General features: G+C 66.6%; 13 protein-coding genes. 1 reads left to right on the top strand and 12 read right to left on the bottom strand.

What is annotated here, in order from left to right; all coding sequences use genetic code 11:
• Positions 1-27: 27 nt before the first annotated feature.
• The 10 genes from AC3WRI_RS14350 to AC3WRI_RS14395 all read right to left on the bottom strand — a co-directional run bounded on the left by AC3WRI_RS14350 (position 28) and on the right by AC3WRI_RS14395 (position 8,002).
• Complete coding sequence (locus AC3WRI_RS14350) at positions 28-276, bottom strand: BolA family protein (RefSeq protein ID WP_010812335.1); 249 nt, start codon at positions 274-276, stop codon at positions 28-30.
• Positions 277-316: 40 nt separating this feature from the next.
• On the bottom strand, positions 317-1,138 hold the full coding sequence (locus tag AC3WRI_RS14355) for an ABC transporter permease (RefSeq protein WP_011616143.1): 822 nt from the start codon (positions 1,136-1,138) through the stop codon (positions 317-319).
• Positions 1,135-2,085 (bottom strand): ABC transporter ATP-binding protein, encoded by a 951-nt coding sequence (locus AC3WRI_RS14360; RefSeq protein ID WP_010812337.1) that lies wholly within the window; start codon positions 2,083-2,085, stop codon positions 1,135-1,137. The genes AC3WRI_RS14355 and AC3WRI_RS14360 overlap by 4 nt, the downstream gene beginning before the upstream one ends.
• A gap of 251 nt (positions 2,086-2,336) precedes the next feature.
• Positions 2,337-2,669: an STAS domain-containing protein gene (locus tag AC3WRI_RS14365; RefSeq protein ID WP_492293462.1), complete on the bottom strand. Its 333-nt coding sequence runs from the start codon at positions 2,667-2,669 to the stop codon at positions 2,337-2,339.
• Positions 2,670-2,783: 114 nt separating this feature from the next.
• Positions 2,784-3,413, bottom strand: coding sequence for an MlaC/ttg2D family ABC transporter substrate-binding protein (locus AC3WRI_RS14370; protein WP_492293455.1), 630 nt, complete (start codon positions 3,411-3,413; stop codon positions 2,784-2,786).
• 212 nt (positions 3,414-3,625) lie between these two features.
• Complete coding sequence (locus tag AC3WRI_RS14375) at positions 3,626-4,603, bottom strand: MlaA family lipoprotein (RefSeq protein WP_492293456.1); 978 nt, start codon at positions 4,601-4,603, stop codon at positions 3,626-3,628.
• A complete protein-coding gene (gene mlaD / locus AC3WRI_RS14380) occupies positions 4,600-5,112 on the bottom strand; it encodes an outer membrane lipid asymmetry maintenance protein MlaD (protein ID WP_010812341.1) in 513 nt (170 codons plus the stop codon). Before mlaD ends, AC3WRI_RS14375 begins: the two co-directional genes overlap by 4 nt.
• A gap of 63 nt (positions 5,113-5,175) precedes the next feature.
• Positions 5,176-5,955, bottom strand: a complete 780-nt coding sequence (mlaE, locus tag AC3WRI_RS14385; RefSeq protein ID WP_010812342.1) for a lipid asymmetry maintenance ABC transporter permease subunit MlaE — start codon at positions 5,953-5,955, stop codon at positions 5,176-5,178.
• Positions 5,952-6,770 (bottom strand): ABC transporter ATP-binding protein, encoded by an 819-nt coding sequence (locus tag AC3WRI_RS14390; protein ID WP_010812343.1) that lies wholly within the window; start codon positions 6,768-6,770, stop codon positions 5,952-5,954. Before AC3WRI_RS14390 ends, mlaE begins: the two co-directional genes overlap by 4 nt.
• A 143-nt stretch (positions 6,771-6,913) precedes the next feature.
• Complete coding sequence (locus AC3WRI_RS14395; protein ID WP_037023841.1) at positions 6,914-8,002, bottom strand: Bug family tripartite tricarboxylate transporter substrate binding protein; 1,089 nt, start codon at positions 8,000-8,002, stop codon at positions 6,914-6,916.
• 224 nt (positions 8,003-8,226) lie between these two features.
• On the opposite strand from AC3WRI_RS14395, the gene AC3WRI_RS14400 reads away from it, so the two are divergent.
• Positions 8,227-8,766: a GNAT family N-acetyltransferase gene (locus AC3WRI_RS14400; RefSeq protein ID WP_011616147.1), complete on the top strand. Its 540-nt coding sequence runs from the start codon at positions 8,227-8,229 to the stop codon at positions 8,764-8,766.
• A 76-nt stretch (positions 8,767-8,842) separates the two neighbouring features.
• Here AC3WRI_RS14400 and AC3WRI_RS14405 read toward each other — a convergent pair whose 3' ends face one another.
• Positions 8,843-10,306, bottom strand: coding sequence for a glutamate synthase subunit beta (locus tag AC3WRI_RS14405; protein WP_010812346.1), 1,464 nt, complete (start codon positions 10,304-10,306; stop codon positions 8,843-8,845).
• A gap of 120 nt (positions 10,307-10,426) precedes the next feature.
• Positions 10,427-15,232 (bottom strand): glutamate synthase-related protein, encoded by a 4,806-nt coding sequence (locus AC3WRI_RS14410; RefSeq protein WP_011616148.1) that lies wholly within the window; start codon positions 15,230-15,232, stop codon positions 10,427-10,429.
• Between the last annotated feature and the right edge of the window lie 220 nt (positions 15,233-15,452).

The following is a 15,452-nucleotide window of genomic DNA, read 5'->3' on the forward strand; positions in this document are numbered from 1 at the left end:
GGGTGGCGCGGCGCATGTTGGCGGGGCTTACTTGCCTTCGCCCGCCTGCCACTCGGCAGGCGTCAGCGTCTTCATCGACAGCGCGTGGATCTCGGCACGCATGCGGTCGCCCAGCGCGGCATAGACGCGCTGGTGGCGCTGGATCAGCCGCTTGCCTTCAAATTCGGCGCTGACGATGGTGGCAAAGAAGTGCTGGCCATCGCCCTCGACTTGCAGATGTTCGCAGGGCAGTCCTTGGGCAATGTAATCCCTGACTTGTTCCGGTGTAGGCAGCATGGGGTTCTCTTCAGCGTGATTCAGTATGGCCGGCCACAGTTCAGTGGCGCAGCTTGTATCCGGACTTCAGCAAGCGCAGCGCCAGCGCGGCCAGCACCACGAACGCCGATCCGACCACCGCCAGGCTGAACAGCGGCGACACGTCCGAGACGCCGAAGAAGCCATAGCGGAAGCCGTCGATCATGTAGAAGAACGGATTGGCATGGGACACCGCCTGCCAGAAGGCGGGCAGCGAATGGATCGAATAGAACACGCCGGACAGGAAAGTTGCCGGCATGATCAGGAAGTTCTGGAACGCGGCCAGCTGGTCGAATTTCTCGGCCCAGATGCCGGCGATCAGGCCCAGCGTGCCTAGGATGCCCGCACCAAGCAGCGCAAAGACGAGGATCCAGCCCACATTGGCAAAATGCAGGTTGGCAAACCACGCCGTCACCAGCAGCACGCCCAGGCCCACGGTCAGCCCGCGGATCACCGAGGCCACCACATAGGCGCCGAACATTTCCCAGTGCGACAAGGGCGGCAGCAGCACGAACACCAGGTTGCCGGTGATCTTGGACTGGATCAGCGATGACGAGCTGTTGGCAAACGCGTTCTGCAGCACGCTCATCATCACCAGGCCGGGCACCAGGAAGGCGGTGTAGCTGATCTGGTCATAGACCTTGACCCGGTCTTCCAGCACATGGCCGAAGATCAGCAGGTACAGCACCGCGGTCAGCACCGGAGCGGCCACGGTCTGGAAGCTCACCTTCCAGAAACGCAGCACTTCCTTGTACAGCAGGGTGCGGAAACCCACCAGGCCGCCCACGGCCATCGGCCCGAGGCCGGAGTCGTCCAGGACCTCGATATCGCCAGGCTGCTTCATGCCACGGCCTCCATCGCCGGATCGGGCAGCGCACCGGGCATATGCCCCTCGCGGCGCATGATCTGCACAAATACGTCCTCGAGGTCGGCCTTGTTGATTTCCATGTTTTCGATGTCACAGCCCGCTTCGCGGCAGGCGGCCAGGATCGGTTCAACCGCCTGGTAGCCCGACAACCGCAGGCGTACCGCGCGCTCGCCGGGGTTGGCCGGCATGCGCAACGGCTCCAGCGCCGGCGGCAGGACGCCGCGCGCAAAGGTCAGCACCAGCTGCAGGCCGGCAAACTGCGTCAGCAGGTTGCTGGTGCGGTCCAGCGTCACCACCTCGCCGAACTTGAGCATGGCGATGCGGTCGCACAGGGCCTCGGCCTCTTCCAGGTAGTGGGTGGTCAGGATGATGGTGTGCCCTTCCCGGTTCAGGCGCGAGATGAATTTCCACAGCGTCTGGCGCAGTTCCACATCCACACCGGCGGTGGGCTCGTCCAGCACGATCACCGGCGGGCGGTGCACCAGCGCCTGCGCCACCAGCACGCGCCGCTTCATGCCGCCCGAGAGCTGGCGCATATTGGCGTCGGCTTTCCCGGTCAGGTCCAGGTTGGCCATGATCTCGTCGATCCAGTCGTCGTTGCGGGTCAGGCCAAAGTAGCCCGACTGCAGCCGCAGCGTCTCGCGCACCGTGAAGAACGGATCGAACACCAGTTCCTGCGGCACCACGCCCAGCATACGCCGGGCCATCCGGTAGTCGGCAACGACATCGTGGCCAAGCACACTGACGCGGCCGGAATCGGCGCGGTTCAGGCCGGCGAGGATCGAGATCAGCGTGGTCTTGCCGGCGCCGTTGGGCCCGAGCAGGCCGAAGAATTCGCCGCGTTCGACGGTGAAGCTGACGCCCTTGAGCGCCTGCAGGTTGCGGTAGCGCTTGCGAACGTCGTGGATTTCAATGGCTTTCATGGCCGATTGTTTGTGGCGGGTTCGGCATTTTCAGGGCCAGCCGCCGGGAATTGGGGAGCAACTGCGTGCCCGGACTTCCTGGCCCGGCATGGCATGAACCGGTAGCAGGCGGGGGGATGGGCGAACAACCCGGAATTATAGGGGATGCGGGGATGGTCCCGCTTGATCCGCCCCCAGGGGCTCGGCGACCGCGCAGGGCCGTCGCCGCGGCATCGCGGGCGGCCGCCGTGCTGGCGACCGGCGATGCCGGATCAATGTCGGTGGTGGTGCCCCTGCGCTGCGGCTGCTGGGGCCAGGCCCAGCAGACCGTCCACGCCGTACAGGCTGGCCAGTTGCGACAGCTGCGGCGGCACGCCGCGCAGCGACAGCGCCTGGTTGCGCGCGGCGGCGGCGCGGTTCCATGCCAGCAGCACGGCGACCGCGGAGGAATCCACCTGCGCCAGGCCGGTGCAGTCGACCTGCACCTCGCCCTGCGCCAGGCGCGCCAGCCCGTCACGCAGCACGGCGGCGGCGTTCTGGTTGGTCAGCGAGGTACCTAGCGAGAGCATGGATGCGTGGCCTGGGGATCGGTAGCTTGAATACAGTGGCAAAAACGACGACTCCCGCACGTCAGGCGGGAGTCTGTGCCGCGAGCGGCCATTGTAGAGCAGATCGGTGCGCCGTGCTGCGTTGCAGCGGCGCACCGTTGGGCAGGCGCCTCAGCTCTTGGCGCTGGCCAGCTGGCGGTTGCGGTCCTGCAGCGTCTTGATCACGCCCTCGACGCCCTGCTGGCCGACAATGGTGTTGAAGCTGCCCTTGTAGGCTTCGGTCAGCCAGGCGCCCAGCACGTTGATGTCATAGACCTTCCAGCCCTGGGCGGTCTTTTCCAGACGGTAGTCCATCTGGATCGGCTCGCCCTTGTTGACGACCTGGGTGCGGATGGTGGCATCGGTATCCTCAGCCGTGCCGCGGTACGGGCGGTACTGCACGGTCTGGTCGCGGATCTGGGCAATGGCGCCGGCATAGGTGCGGATCAGCAGGGTCTTGAACTCCTCGGTGATCTGCTTCTGCTGCTCGGGCGTGGCCTTGGACCAGTTGCGCCCCATGGCGATCTGCGTGGTCTTCTGGAAGTTGGCGTTGGGGATGATCTTCTGCTCGACCAGCGCGGTGATCTTGCCGATATTGCCGGCCTGCATGTCCTTGTCGGCCTTGACGGTGGTCATCACGTCGCTGACCACGGCCTTGACCAGCCCGTCCGGGGTGGCCGCGTCCTGGGCCGCCACCTGGGCATGCGCCGCGCCTGCGAAGGCAACTACCGTAAGGAAGGGGGCCAACAGTCGCTTTATCATGGATTTTCCTTCTTTATCAAAGACGTTCTTCGCCGAGGGCGAACTGGCCAGGCGCCATGGCTGGCGCGCGGCCTTGCGGAGATTGGAACATAAGCGCGGGGCGGTGGTTGCACCCACAAGCGCCTTTTCCGCTACTTACAAACAAATTGTTTCAGCCCTCACAGGGCATTCACAGCCTGGCGTGGGCCTGGAGCCGCCCGCGCCTCGCAGGGTCAGCGGATACGGACCCCCGGCACGATCCGCTGCATCGGGTCCATGGGTGGTATCGGCAGGCTCTGGCTCTCAGGCTGCAGGTCGCCCGAGGGCGTCTGCGCAGGCTGGGCCTGGGTGGCGGCCGGGGCCGAGGCGTCGGCCGGCGGCGCGGGAGGAGCCGGTGCTGCGGGCTGCGTGGCGGGCGTGGCGGGCGTGGCGGGCTTTTCACCTTCGGTCCCGGCAGGGGCTTCAGGGCGCGCCGTCGGGGTCTCCGGGGCGCTGTCCGCATCCTCGTCGCCGTCGGGCGGGTTGCCGTCGTAGACCAGGTACTGGCGCCGCTGCAGGTAGGAATCGCGCAGGAACGAGTACTTGTCCAGCGCCGCCTGCTCCAGCAGGTTGCTGGCGCCGAGCAGCTGCGCCCGGCCGGCAACGATGCGCACGCCGGTCAGTGAATTGCGCAGCGATACCGGATAGAGATAGGCCGACGGGTCGAAGCTGCGGTCCACCAGCATGCCGCCGGTGTCGCGCACGGTGCTGGGCCCGAACAGCGGCAGCACCAGGTACGGCCCGGGCGGCACGCCCCACACGCCCAGCGTCTGGCCAAAGTCTTCCTTGTACTTGGGCAGGCCGGCCGGGGTGGCGATGTCGATCAGGCCGCCGATCCCCAGCACGGTGTTCATGGCCACGCGCATGGTGTCCTCGGCGGCGCGGGTGGGCTTGCCCTGCAGCAGGTTGTTCGCCGCCGAGTAGACATCGCTCACGTTGGAGAAGAAGTTCTCCACCGCGCGCTGCACCGGCGTGGGCATGTAGTCGGCATAGACCTGGGCCACCGGGCGCAGGATGCCCTTGTCGAAGTCCTCGTTGATCTTCGAGACTTCGCGATTGAACGGCTCCAGCGGGTCTTTCGGATTGGCGGTGGGGCCAGTGGCGCAACCGGCGAGCACGGCCGCGGCAGCGACTGCGGCCAGGCCCTTGCAGAACGATGGCGCAGCGCTCATTTGAGGTCCCCTGCCGGCGCCGGCGCGCTGGCACCGGCCGGCGCACCGCCGCCGGCATCTGCCGCCTTGTTGTACAGGAACTGGCCGATCAGGTTTTCCAGCACCACGGCCGACTGCGTCATGGTGATGCGCGCGCCTTCGGCCAGCATGGCGGTGTCGCCGCCGGCTTCGAGGCCGATGTACTGCTCGCCGAGCAATCCGGATGTCAGGATCTTGGCCGAGGTGTCCTTGGGGAACTGGTAGCGCTTCTCCAGGCTCATCTCGACGGTGGCCTGGTAGGTCTTGTCGTCGAAGCGGATCGCCGCCACGCGGCCGACCACCACGCCCGCGCTCTTGACCGGCGCGCGCGGCTTGAGCCCGCCGATGTTGTCAAAGCGCGCCTGCACGCTGTAGGTGTCCTGGAAGGAAAAGGCGCTCATGTTCCCGGCCTTGAGGGCCAGGAACAGCACGGCGACGAACCCCGCCGCCACGAACAGCCCCACCCAGAAATCGAGTGCGTTCTTTTTCATTGGAATCTCTTTCTTCAACCCCGTAGTGTTCTTGTCGCTGTCTTGTCGTTGGTATGGCCCGCGTCAGTTGCTGAACATCAGCGCGGTCAGCAGGAAATCCAGCCCCAGCACGGCCAGCGACGCAATCACCACGGTGCGGGTGGTCGCGCGCGAGACGCCTTCCGGCGTGGGCTTGGCCTCGAAGCCCTGGTACAGGGCAATAAACGTCACGGCGATGCCAAAGATAAAGCTCTTGATCACGCCATTGAGCACGTCGGCGCGCACGTCGACGCCGCCCTGCATCTGGGACCAGAAGGCGCCGGCGTCGACGCCGATCAACTGCACGCCCACCACGTAGCCGCCCAGGATGCCGACCGCGCTGAAGATCGCCGCCAGCACCGGCATGGCGATCACGCCTGCCCAGAAGCGCGGCGCGATCACGCGCTGCAGCGGGTTCACCGCCATCATTTCCATGGCCGTCAGCTGCTCGCCCGCCTTCATCAGGCCGATCTCGGCCGTCAGCGAGGTGCCGGCGCGGCCGGCGAACAGCAGCGCGGTCACCACCGGGCCCAGCTCGCGCACCAGCGACAAGGCCACCAGCAGCCCCAGCGCCTGCTCGGACCCGTAGCGGTTCAGCGTGTAGTAGCCCTGCAGGCCAAGCACGAAGCCCACGAACAGGCCCGACACCGCGATGATCACCAGCGACAGGTTGCCGACGAAGAAGACCTGGTCGGTCACCAGGCGGAAGCGGCGCAGCAGCGCCGGCGACAGGCCCAGCAGTGTCAGGAACATGCGCGTGGCGCGGCCCAGCCCCGACACGCTGCGGCGCACGGCCGCGCCGATGGTGATAAAGAAGTCCGTCACCGCACACCTCCGGCGAAATCCTCGGCCAGCGAAGGTCCGGCGTAGTGGAACGGCACCGGGCCGTCGGCCTCGGCATGGACGAACTGGTGCACGAACGGGTCGGTGGAGGCGCGCAGCGCCTCGGGCTCGCCCTGCGCGACGATGCGGCCGTCGGCAATGAAATAGACGTAGTCGGCGATCTGGAAGGTCTCGTGCACGTCGTGCGAGACGATGATCGTGGTGGCGCCCAGCGCGTCGTTCAGGCTGCGGATCAGGCGCGCGGTCAGCCCGAGCGAGATCGGGTCCAGCCCGGCAAAGGGCTCGTCATACATCAGCAGCGCCGGGTCCAGCGCAATCGCGCGCGCCAGCGCCACGCGCCGCGCCATGCCGCCCGAGATCTGCGCCGGCATCAGGTCGCGCGCGCCGCGCAGGCCGACCGCGTTGAGCTTCATCAGCACCAGGTCGCGGATCATCGAGTCGGGCAGGTCGGTGTGCTCGCGCAGCGGGAACGCCACATTGTCGAACACCGACAGGTCGGTAAACAGCGCACCGAACTGGAACAGCATGCCCATCTGGCGGCGCACCGCGTACAGGCCGCGGGTATCCAGCGTGTGGATATCGGTGCCGGCAAAGCTGACCGTGCCTGCCTGAGGACGGACCTGGCCGCCGATCAGCCGCAGCACCGTGGTCTTGCCGCAACCCGAGCCGCCCATCACCGCAATCACCTTGCCACGCGGGAATTGCATGGTCAGGCCGGACAGGATCGGCTTGCCGTGGTCCGCATAGGCGAAGTCCACCGCAGTCAGTTCGACGAGGTTTTGAGCAGAATCGGTCACGTTGGCACCGGTCAGGACAGTCGCGCATTATAAGGTGTACTACCTAGCCCTGCTGGCGCCCGTGTGCCCCGCGCCACATGCCCCCGTCGGGGGAGCCTCTCAGACTTGCCCTAGCCCCCCAAACCTGCCCATCCCTTTGCTGCTCAAGGCTCCTGTATCGGCGAGACGTCCTTCAGGATCACCTGCCATTGGATAGATTCCGAGCGGATCGCGGTGGCAAACGCCTCCGGCGAATCGCGCAGCGGCGTGACCCCCGCCGCCTGCAGACGCGAACGCACCTCGCGCTCGGACATGACCGCGTCGAGTTCGACCGCCAGCCTGGCGACGATCGCGCGCGGGGTCTTGGCCGGCGCCATCACGCCAAACCAGGCAGCCGCGGCATAGCCTTCCAGCCCCGACTCCTGCAGCGTCGGCACCAGCGGCGCCAGCGGCGAGCGGGCCACGCCCGTCACCCCGAGCAGGCGCAGCCCGCCGCTTCTGACCTGGCCCTGGACCGCGGCAAACGAACAGAAACAGGCACTGACGCGGCCGGCCAGCATCTCCTGGACCACGGCGGCCTCACCCTTGGCGGTGACCAGCGGCACGCCGCTGCGGATGCCGCGCACCGCGTACTCGGCGTACAGGTGGGAGGGGCTGCCCGGCTGGCCGTAGCCATAGCTGTAGGAGCCCGGGTTCGACCTGACCGCGGTCATCCATTGCTCCGGCGTGCGCATGGGCAGCCGGGCATCGATCACCAGGAACAGCGGCGTGGTGGCCACGCGCGCAACCGGCGTGAAATCGCGCACGACGTCGTACGGCACCGGCTCCAGTCCGGGCTGGATCAGCATATTGGCCTGGTGCAACAACAGGGTGTGGCCATCGGAGCTGGCCTTGGCGACCACGTCGCCGGCGATGGTGCCGGCGGCGCCGGGCCGGTTGTCGACCTCCACCGGCACGCCCAGCCGGACGGAGAGGCGCTCGGCCAGCATGCGCGCCACCGCATCGGCAACACCGCCGGCCGGGAATGGCACGATCAGGCGCATCGGGCGGTCGGGGAACGACATGCTGCGGGCGAGCTGCTGGGTCCCCGCATGCGCCGGCATGGCTGGCACCGCAAGCGCCAGCGTGGCACACCCCAGGGCGTACAGGCACAGGAAAGACCGGAGCCAGCGCCGGACTGCGCCCATTGGGGGGCGCGGCGCGAACTTCGCTTTACCTCGCCAAAGCCGCGACAAATTGCGCACTTCGGGCATCAATTTCCTCCGGCCGGTCCCCTGAGGAGGCGGCAAGCTGGTTCTGGGGAAAAAGGATTTGCGAGGCAGTTTCCGTTAGTTGTTTTTTGAAAATTGTAAGGACATTGCCCAGGGCACCACAGGCACGTAAACCATAGCCGGGAGAACCCTGAAGGCCCCGCCAGGCCTTGCCAAACGCGCCATGGCGGCCAGGATGCACGGACCTCGCCGGCTATAATCGGCCGATGACGATTTTCACCGTGCGGCCGATGGTCACAGCCGACCTGCCGGCCGTGCTGGCGGTACAAGCCAGCTGCTATACCGAAGTCCTGCTGGAGAGCCAGGCCGCGCTGGCAAGCCGGCTGGCGCTGTCCCCCGCCACCTGCTGGGTCGCGGACGATCCCGGACATCCCGGCGCGCTTGCCGCCTATCTCTTTACCCACGCCTGGCCCGAAGCCACGCTGCCGCCGCTGGACGGCGTGCTCGACCACGGCTGGCGCCATGGCGCCGCGCCGGACGCCCTCACCTGGTTCGTGCACGACATGGCGGTGGCGCCCGCCGGACGCGGCGCCGGCCTGGCGCCGCGCCTGTACGCCGCGGCACAGGCGGCCGCGCGCGCGGCGGGGCTGCGGCGTTCGCGGCTGATCGCGGTGCAGTCGGCGGCGCCGTGGTGGCACAGGCTCGGATACGTCCCGGTGGCGGCGCACACGGCCACCGCCCATGCGCCCAAGCTGGCCAGCTACGGCGCCAGTGCGGTGCTGATGGAGCGCACGCTGGCCGACTGAGCGCTGCGCCGGCGCGAGGACGACAAAAAGCCCGCCGGCTTGCGCCAGGCGGGCTTCTTGTTCCTGCCGGGGTGAATCAGCGCGGCAGTTCGGTGTGACCCATCAGGAAGGCATCGACCGAACGCGCGGCCTGGCGGCCTTCGCGGATCGCCCACACCACCAGCGACTGGCCACGGCGCACGTCGCCAGCGGCGAACACCTTGGGCACGTTGGTGTGGTAGGCACGCTCGCCCTCGGTCGAGGCCTTGGCGTTCTTGCGCGCATCGGTATCCACGCCAAACGCTTCCAGCATCGAACCCACCGGGTTGGTAAAGCCCATCGCCAGCAGCACCAGGTCGGCCGGCAGGATGAACTCGCTGCCTTCGACTTCCTGCATGCGGCCATCCTTCCATTCGACACGGCAGGCCTTCAGTGCGGTGACCTTGCCGTTCTCGCCGATGAATTCCTTGGTGGCGACCGACCAGTCGCGCTCGCAGCCTTCATCGTGCGACGACGAGGTGCGCAGCTTGATCGGCCAGTACGGCCACACCAGCGGCTTGTCCTCTTCTTCCGGCGGCTGCGGCAGCAGTTCAAACTGCGTCACCGAGGTGGCGCCATGGCGGTTGGACGTACCCACGCAGTCGGAGCCGGTATCGCCGCCACCGATCACAATCACGTTCTTGCCTTCGGCGCGGATCTCGTTTTCGCCGTCGCCTGCCACTTCCTTGTTCTGCGGGATCAGGAATTCCAGCGCGAAGTGGATGCCGGCCAGGTCGCGGCCCGGCACCGGCAGGTCGCGCGGCACTTCCGAGCCGCCCGCCAGCACCACGGCGTCGAACTGGTCCATCAGGGCCTGGGCCGAGATGGTTTCACGGGCGTAGTTCTTGATGCCGGCCGGCAGTTCGCCGTCGGTCACCATCACGCCCGGACGGAAGGTCACGCCTTCGGCCTGCATTTGCTCGATGCGGCGGTCGATCAGCGTCTTCTCCATCTTGAAGTCGGGGATGCCGTAGCGCAGCAGGCCGCCGATGCGGTCGTTCTTCTCGAACACGGTCACGTCATGGCCGGCGCGTGCCAGCTGCTGCGCGGCAGCCATGCCGGCGGGACCGGAGCCGACCACGGCCACGGTCTTGCCGGTCTTGTGGCGCGGCAGCTGCGGCCTGACCCAGCCCTCTTCCCAGGCCTTGTCGATGATGGCGTGCTCGATCGACTTGATGCCCACCGGCAGTTCATTGATGCCCAGCGTGCAGGCGGCCTCGCACGGTGCGGGGCAGATGCGGCCGGTGAACTCGGGGAAGTTGTTGGTCTGGTGCAGCACCTCGATCGCCGACTTCCAGTCCTGGCGGTACACCAGGTCGTTGAAGTCGGGGATGATGTTGTTGACCGGGCAGCCGTTGTTGCAGAACGGGATGCCGCAGTCCATGCAGCGCGCACCCTGGATCTTCGCTTCGCTGTCGGACAGCGCGAACACGAATTCCTTGTAGTGCTTCACGCGCTTGACTACCGGTTCGTAGCCTTCGTTCTGGCGCGGAAATTCGAGAAAGCCAGTCGCCTTACCCATGTTGCGTCCTTGGTCATGCTGCGCGGGACCGGCGGCGTCGCCAGCCCTGCGGTGGGGTCAGAATCTTGTCAGGGCCGCGGCGGCTGCCGCGGCCCCTCTGCGTGGTTGCGTTGCGCTCGCTCAGGCCGCGATGGCTTCGCGGTCGCTGTCGCGGGCGGCCTGTTCCTTGGCGTACATCTCGCCCAGCGCGCGCTTGTACTCGGTCGGGAAGACCTTGACGAACTTGCGGCGTGCCGTGGTCCAGTCGGCCAGCAGCGCCTTGGCGCGCTCGGAACCGGTGTAGCGGAAATGCTGCTCGATCAGGTTGCGCAGGATGACCTCATCCAGCTGGCGCTTGCCGTCGACCTTGTGCCACGAAGCCTCGGGCTGGCCCTTCTCCTGGTCGGCCGAAGCCAGCACTGCTTCCAGCGCCACCATCGAGGTGTTGCAGCGCTTGTCGAACAGGCCGTCCTCGTCGTAGACGTAGGCCACGCCGCCCGACATGCCGGCCGCGAAGTTGCGTCCGGTGCCGCCCAGCACCACCACCGTGCCGCCGGTCATGTACTCGCAACCGTGGTCGCCGGTGCCTTCCACCACTGCCACCGCACCCGAGTTGCGCACCGCGAAGCGCTCGCCGGCCACGCCGTTGAAGAACGCTTCCCCGGCGATAGCACCGTACAGCACGGTGTTGCCGACGATGATGTTGCGGGTCGGGTCGCCGCGGAACTCATGCGGAGCGCGCACGATCACGCGGCCGCCCGACAGGCCCTTGCCGACATAGTCGTTGCCGTCGCCCACCAGGTCCAGCGTGATGCCGTGCGCCAGGAACGCGCCGAACGACTGGCCGGCGGTGCCTTGCAGCTGGATGTGGATGGTATCGTCAGGCAGGCCTTCGTGGCCATGCTGGCGCGCCACCACGCCCGACAGCATCGCGCCGACGGTACGGTTGACGTTCTTCACCGGCTGGATGAACGAGACCCGCTCGCCCTTCTCGATCGCCGGTCGGGCCTTGGCGATCAGCACGTGGTCCAGCGCCTTGCCGGCCTCGGCCGACAGGCCGTGGTCCTGCACGTCGGTGTGGTACAGCGGCACGTCCGCGCCCAGCGAGACCTGGTGGAAGATGCGGCCGAAGTCCAGGCCGCGCGCCTTCCAGTGCTCGATGCCGGGCTTGGTGTCGAGCAGGTCGGCGCGGCCGATCAGCTCGTCGAACTTGCGGATGCCCAGCTGGGCCATGATTTCGCGGGCTTCTTCCGCAACGAAGAAGAAGAAGTTGACCACGTGCTCAGGCTTGCCCTGGAACTTCCTGCGCAGCTGCGGATCCTGCGTGGCCACGCCCACCGGGCAGGTGTTCAGGTGGCACTTGCGCATCATGATGCAGCCTTCCGCAACCAGCGGCGCGGTGGCGAAGCCGAATTCATCGGCGCCCAGCAGCGCGCCGATGACGACGTCGCGGCCGGTCTTCATCTGGCCGTCGGCCTGCACGCGGATGCGGTTGCGCAGGCCGTTGAGCAGCAGCGTCTGCTGCGTTTCGGCCAGGCCCAGCTCCCACGGCGTGCCGGCATGCTTGATCGACGACCACGGCGAAGCGCCGGTGCCGCCATCATGGCCGGCGATCACGACGTGGTCGGCCTTGGCCTTGGCCACGCCCGCGGCCACCGTGCCGACGCCGACTTCGGACACCAGCTTGACCGAGATGTCCGACACCGGGTTGACGTTCTTCAGGTCGTGGATCAGCTGTGCCAGATCCTCGATCGAATAGATGTCATGGTGCGGGGGCGGCGAGATCAGGCCCACGCCCGGCACCGAGTAACGCAGCTTGCCGATGTAGTCCGAGACCTTGTGGCCGGGCAGCTGGCCGCCTTCGCCGGGCTTGGCACCCTGCGCCATCTTGATCTGGATCTGGTCGGCCGAAGCCAGGTATTCGGCGGTCACGCCGAAACGGCCCGACGCCACCTGCTTGATCTTCGAGCGCAGCGAATCGCCTTCCTGCAGTTCCAGGTCGCGTTCGATCACGTTGTCGCCCAGCAGGCCCTTGAGGGTATCGCCCTGCTTGATGGGAATGCCGCGCAGCTCGTTGCGGTAGCGCTTCTCGTCCTCGCCGCCTTCGCCGGTGTTGGACTTGCCGCCGATGCGGTTCATCGCCAGCGCCAGCGTGGTGTGGGCTTCGGTCGAGATCGAGCCGAGCGACATCGCACCGGTGGCGAAGCGCTTGACGATCTCCTTGGCCGACTCCACCTCTTCCAGCGGAATCGCCTTGGCCGGATCGACCTTGAACTCGAACAGGCCACGCAGCGTCATGTGGCGCTTGCTCTGGTCGTTGATGATGTTGGCGTATTCCTTGTACGTCTGGTAGGCGCCCTTGCCGTCGTCGGCGCGCACCGAGTGCTGCAGCTTGGCGACCGAGTCCGGGGTCCACATATGCTCTTCGCCGCGGATGCGGAAGGCGTATTCGCCGCCGGCGTCCAGCATGCTTTCCAGCACCGGGTTGTCGCCAAAGGCGTCGCGGTGCAGGCGCAGGGCTTCCTCGGCCACTTCGAAGATGCCGATGCCCTCGACATTCGACGGGGTGCCATGGAAGTACTTCTGCACCAGTTCGCGCGACAGGCCGATGGCTTCGAAGATCTGCGCGCCGGTGTACGACATGTAGGTGGAGATGCCCATCTTGGACATCACTTTGAACAGGCCCTTGCCGATCGCCTTGACGAAGTTCTTGACCGCCTTCTCGGGCGACAGGTCGCCGGACAGGCCCTGGGCCATTTCGGCCAGCGTTTCCATCGCCAGGTACGGATGCACGGCTTCGGCGCCATAGCCGGCCAGCAGCGCGAAGTGGTGCACTTCACGGGCGGTGCCGGTCTCGACCACCAGGCCGGTGGACGTGCGCAGGCCCTTCTCCACCAGGTGGTGGTGGATGGCGGACGTGGCCAGCAGCGCGGGAATCGCAACATGCTCGGCATCCACGCGGCGGTCCGACACGATCAGGATGTTGAAGCCCGAACGCACCGCATCCACGGCTTCGGCGCACAGCGAGGCCAGGCGCGCTTCGATGCCCTCCTTGCCCCAGGCCTTCGGGTAGCAGATGTTCAGCTCGTACGAACGGAACTTGCCGCCGGTGTAGTGCTCGATATTGCGGATCTTGGCGATGTCCTTGAAGTCCAGCACCGGCTGGGACACTTCGAGGCGCATCGGCGGGTTGATGTTGTTCAGCTCGAGCAGGTTCGGCTTCGGGCCGATGAACGACACCAGCGACATCACCATGTTCTCGCGGATCGGGTCGATCGGCGGGTTGGTGACCTGGGCGAACAGCTGCTTGAAGTAGTGGTACAGCGTCTTGTTCTTGGACGACAGGATGGCCAGCGGCGAATCGTTGCCCATCGAGCCGGTGGCTTCCTCGCCGGCCAGCGCCATCGGCGCCATCAGGAACTTGACGTCTTCCTGGGTGTAGCCAAAGGCCTGCTGGCGGTCCAGCAGCTTGGCCACGGGCTTCTTCTCGGCGGCAACGTCTTCAGGCTTGGCGTCGAGCTCGTCGAGCTTGATGCGCACGGCGTCGATCCAGCTCTTGTACGGCTTGGCGTTGGCCAGGTTGTCCTTGAGTTCCTTGTCGTCGATGATGCGGCCCTGTTCCATGTCGATCAGGAACATCTTGCCCGGCTGCAGGCGCCACTTCTCAACGATGCGCGACTCGGGGAACGGCAGCACGCCGGCTTCCGAAGCCAGCACCACGATGTCGTCCTCGGTCACGTAGAAACGTGCCGGGCGCAGGCCGTTGCGGTCCAGCGTGGCGCCGATCTGGCGGCCATCAGTGAAGCAGATCGCGGCCGGGCCGTCCCACGGCTCCATCATGGCAGCGTGGTACTCGTAGAAGGCGCGGCGGTTGTCGTCCATCAGCGTGTGCTGTTCCCAGGCTTCCGGGATCATCATCATCATCGCGTGGACGAGCGGGTAGCCGGCCATCGTCAGCAGTTCGAGGCAGTTGTCGAACGATGCGGTGTCGGACTGGCCCGGGTAGATCAGCGGCCACAGCTTGGGCAGGTCGTCGCCGAGCACCGGCGACGAGATCGCGCCGGTGCGCGCGTTGATCCAGTTGACGTTGCCCTTGACCGTGTTGATTTCACCGTTGTGGGCGACCATGCGGTACGGGTGGGCCAGTTCCCAGGCCGGGAAGGTGTTGGTCGAGAAGCGCTGGTGCACCAGGGCCAGGGCCGAGACGGCGCGCTGGTCCAGCAGGTCCAGGTAGTACTCGCCAACCTGGTTGGCCAGCAGCAGGCCCTTGTACACCACGGTACGGGCCGACATTGACGGCACGAAGTATTCCTTGCCGTGCTTGAGCTTGAGCGCCTGGATGGCATGGCTGGCGGTCTTGCGGATGACGTAGAGCTTACGTTCCAGCGCGTCCGTGGTCATGATGTCGCGGCCGCGCCCGATGAAGATCTGGCGGATCACCGGCTCGGTGGTGCGCACCGTCGGCGACATCGGCATCTTGGCGTCGACCGGCACGTCGCGCCAGCCCAGCACGACCTGGCCTTCCAGGCGGACCGTGCGCTCCAGTTCCTGCTCGCAGGCCAGGCGCGAGGCGTGTTCCTTCGGCAGGAAGATCATGCCCACGCCGTATTCGCCCGCGGGCGGCAGGCTCACGCCCTGCGCGGCCATTTCCTCGCGGTAGAACTGGTCCGGGATCTGGATCAGGATGCCGGCACCGTCGCCCATCAGCGCATCGGCGCCGACCGCACCCCGGTGGTCCAGGTTCTCCAGGATCTTCAGGCCCTGCGAGATGATCTCGTGGGACTTCTTGCCCTTGATATGCGCGACCATGCCGACGCCGCAGGCGTCATGCTCGTTGCTGGGATCGTACATGCCCTGCGCTTGCGGGCGCAGGTCAATGGCGTGGGAAGACTCGCTGGTCTGCGCTTGTGCCTGAGCTTGGGCCGAAAGATTTTTCGTTTGGTCCACGGGCTGAATTCCGGTGAAGGCTGCGCGAACTGGCTGGGCGTACCGGAACGGGGACCGCGCGCTTTCTCGTTTTCTTTATTCCTCCACCCAAACCGGAAACCGGCGGGACGGAAAATGGGGACGAAGCTGTCAGCGGGCCGCAGCGGCGTACACGAGCGTGACGCGCCGCACAATGACTGTGGGTGGAGCAACTATATGGGAATCGCGTTCGCCTCGCAAA

The organism is Cupriavidus sp. FW305-27, from assembly GCF_058787995.1.

Bases quoted from the DNA above. Each gene is read 5' to 3' on its own strand.
- AC3WRI_RS14350 (WP_010812335.1), bottom strand. From the start codon at position 276: ATGCTGCCTACACCGGAACAAGTCAGGGATTACATTGCCCAAGGACTG.
- AC3WRI_RS14355 (WP_011616143.1), bottom strand. From the start codon at position 1,138: ATGAAGCAGCCTGGCGATATCGAGGTCCTGGACGACTCCGGCCTCGGG.
- AC3WRI_RS14360 (WP_010812337.1), bottom strand. From the start codon at position 2,085: ATGAAAGCCATTGAAATCCACGACGTTCGCAAGCGCTACCGCAACCTG.
- AC3WRI_RS14370 (WP_492293455.1), bottom strand. From the start codon at position 3,413: ATGATAAAGCGACTGTTGGCCCCCTTCCTTACGGTAGTTGCCTTCGCA.
- AC3WRI_RS14375 (WP_492293456.1), bottom strand. From the start codon at position 4,603: ATGAGCGCTGCGCCATCGTTCTGCAAGGGCCTGGCCGCAGTCGCTGCC.
- mlaD (WP_010812341.1), bottom strand. From the start codon at position 5,112: ATGAAAAAGAACGCACTCGATTTCTGGGTGGGGCTGTTCGTGGCGGCG.
- AC3WRI_RS14395 (WP_037023841.1), bottom strand. From the start codon at position 8,002: ATGCCCGAAGTGCGCAATTTGTCGCGGCTTTGGCGAGGTAAAGCGAAG.
- AC3WRI_RS14400 (WP_011616147.1), top strand. From the start codon at position 8,227: ATGACGATTTTCACCGTGCGGCCGATGGTCACAGCCGACCTGCCGGCC.
- AC3WRI_RS14405 (WP_010812346.1), bottom strand. From the start codon at position 10,306: ATGGGTAAGGCGACTGGCTTTCTCGAATTTCCGCGCCAGAACGAAGGC.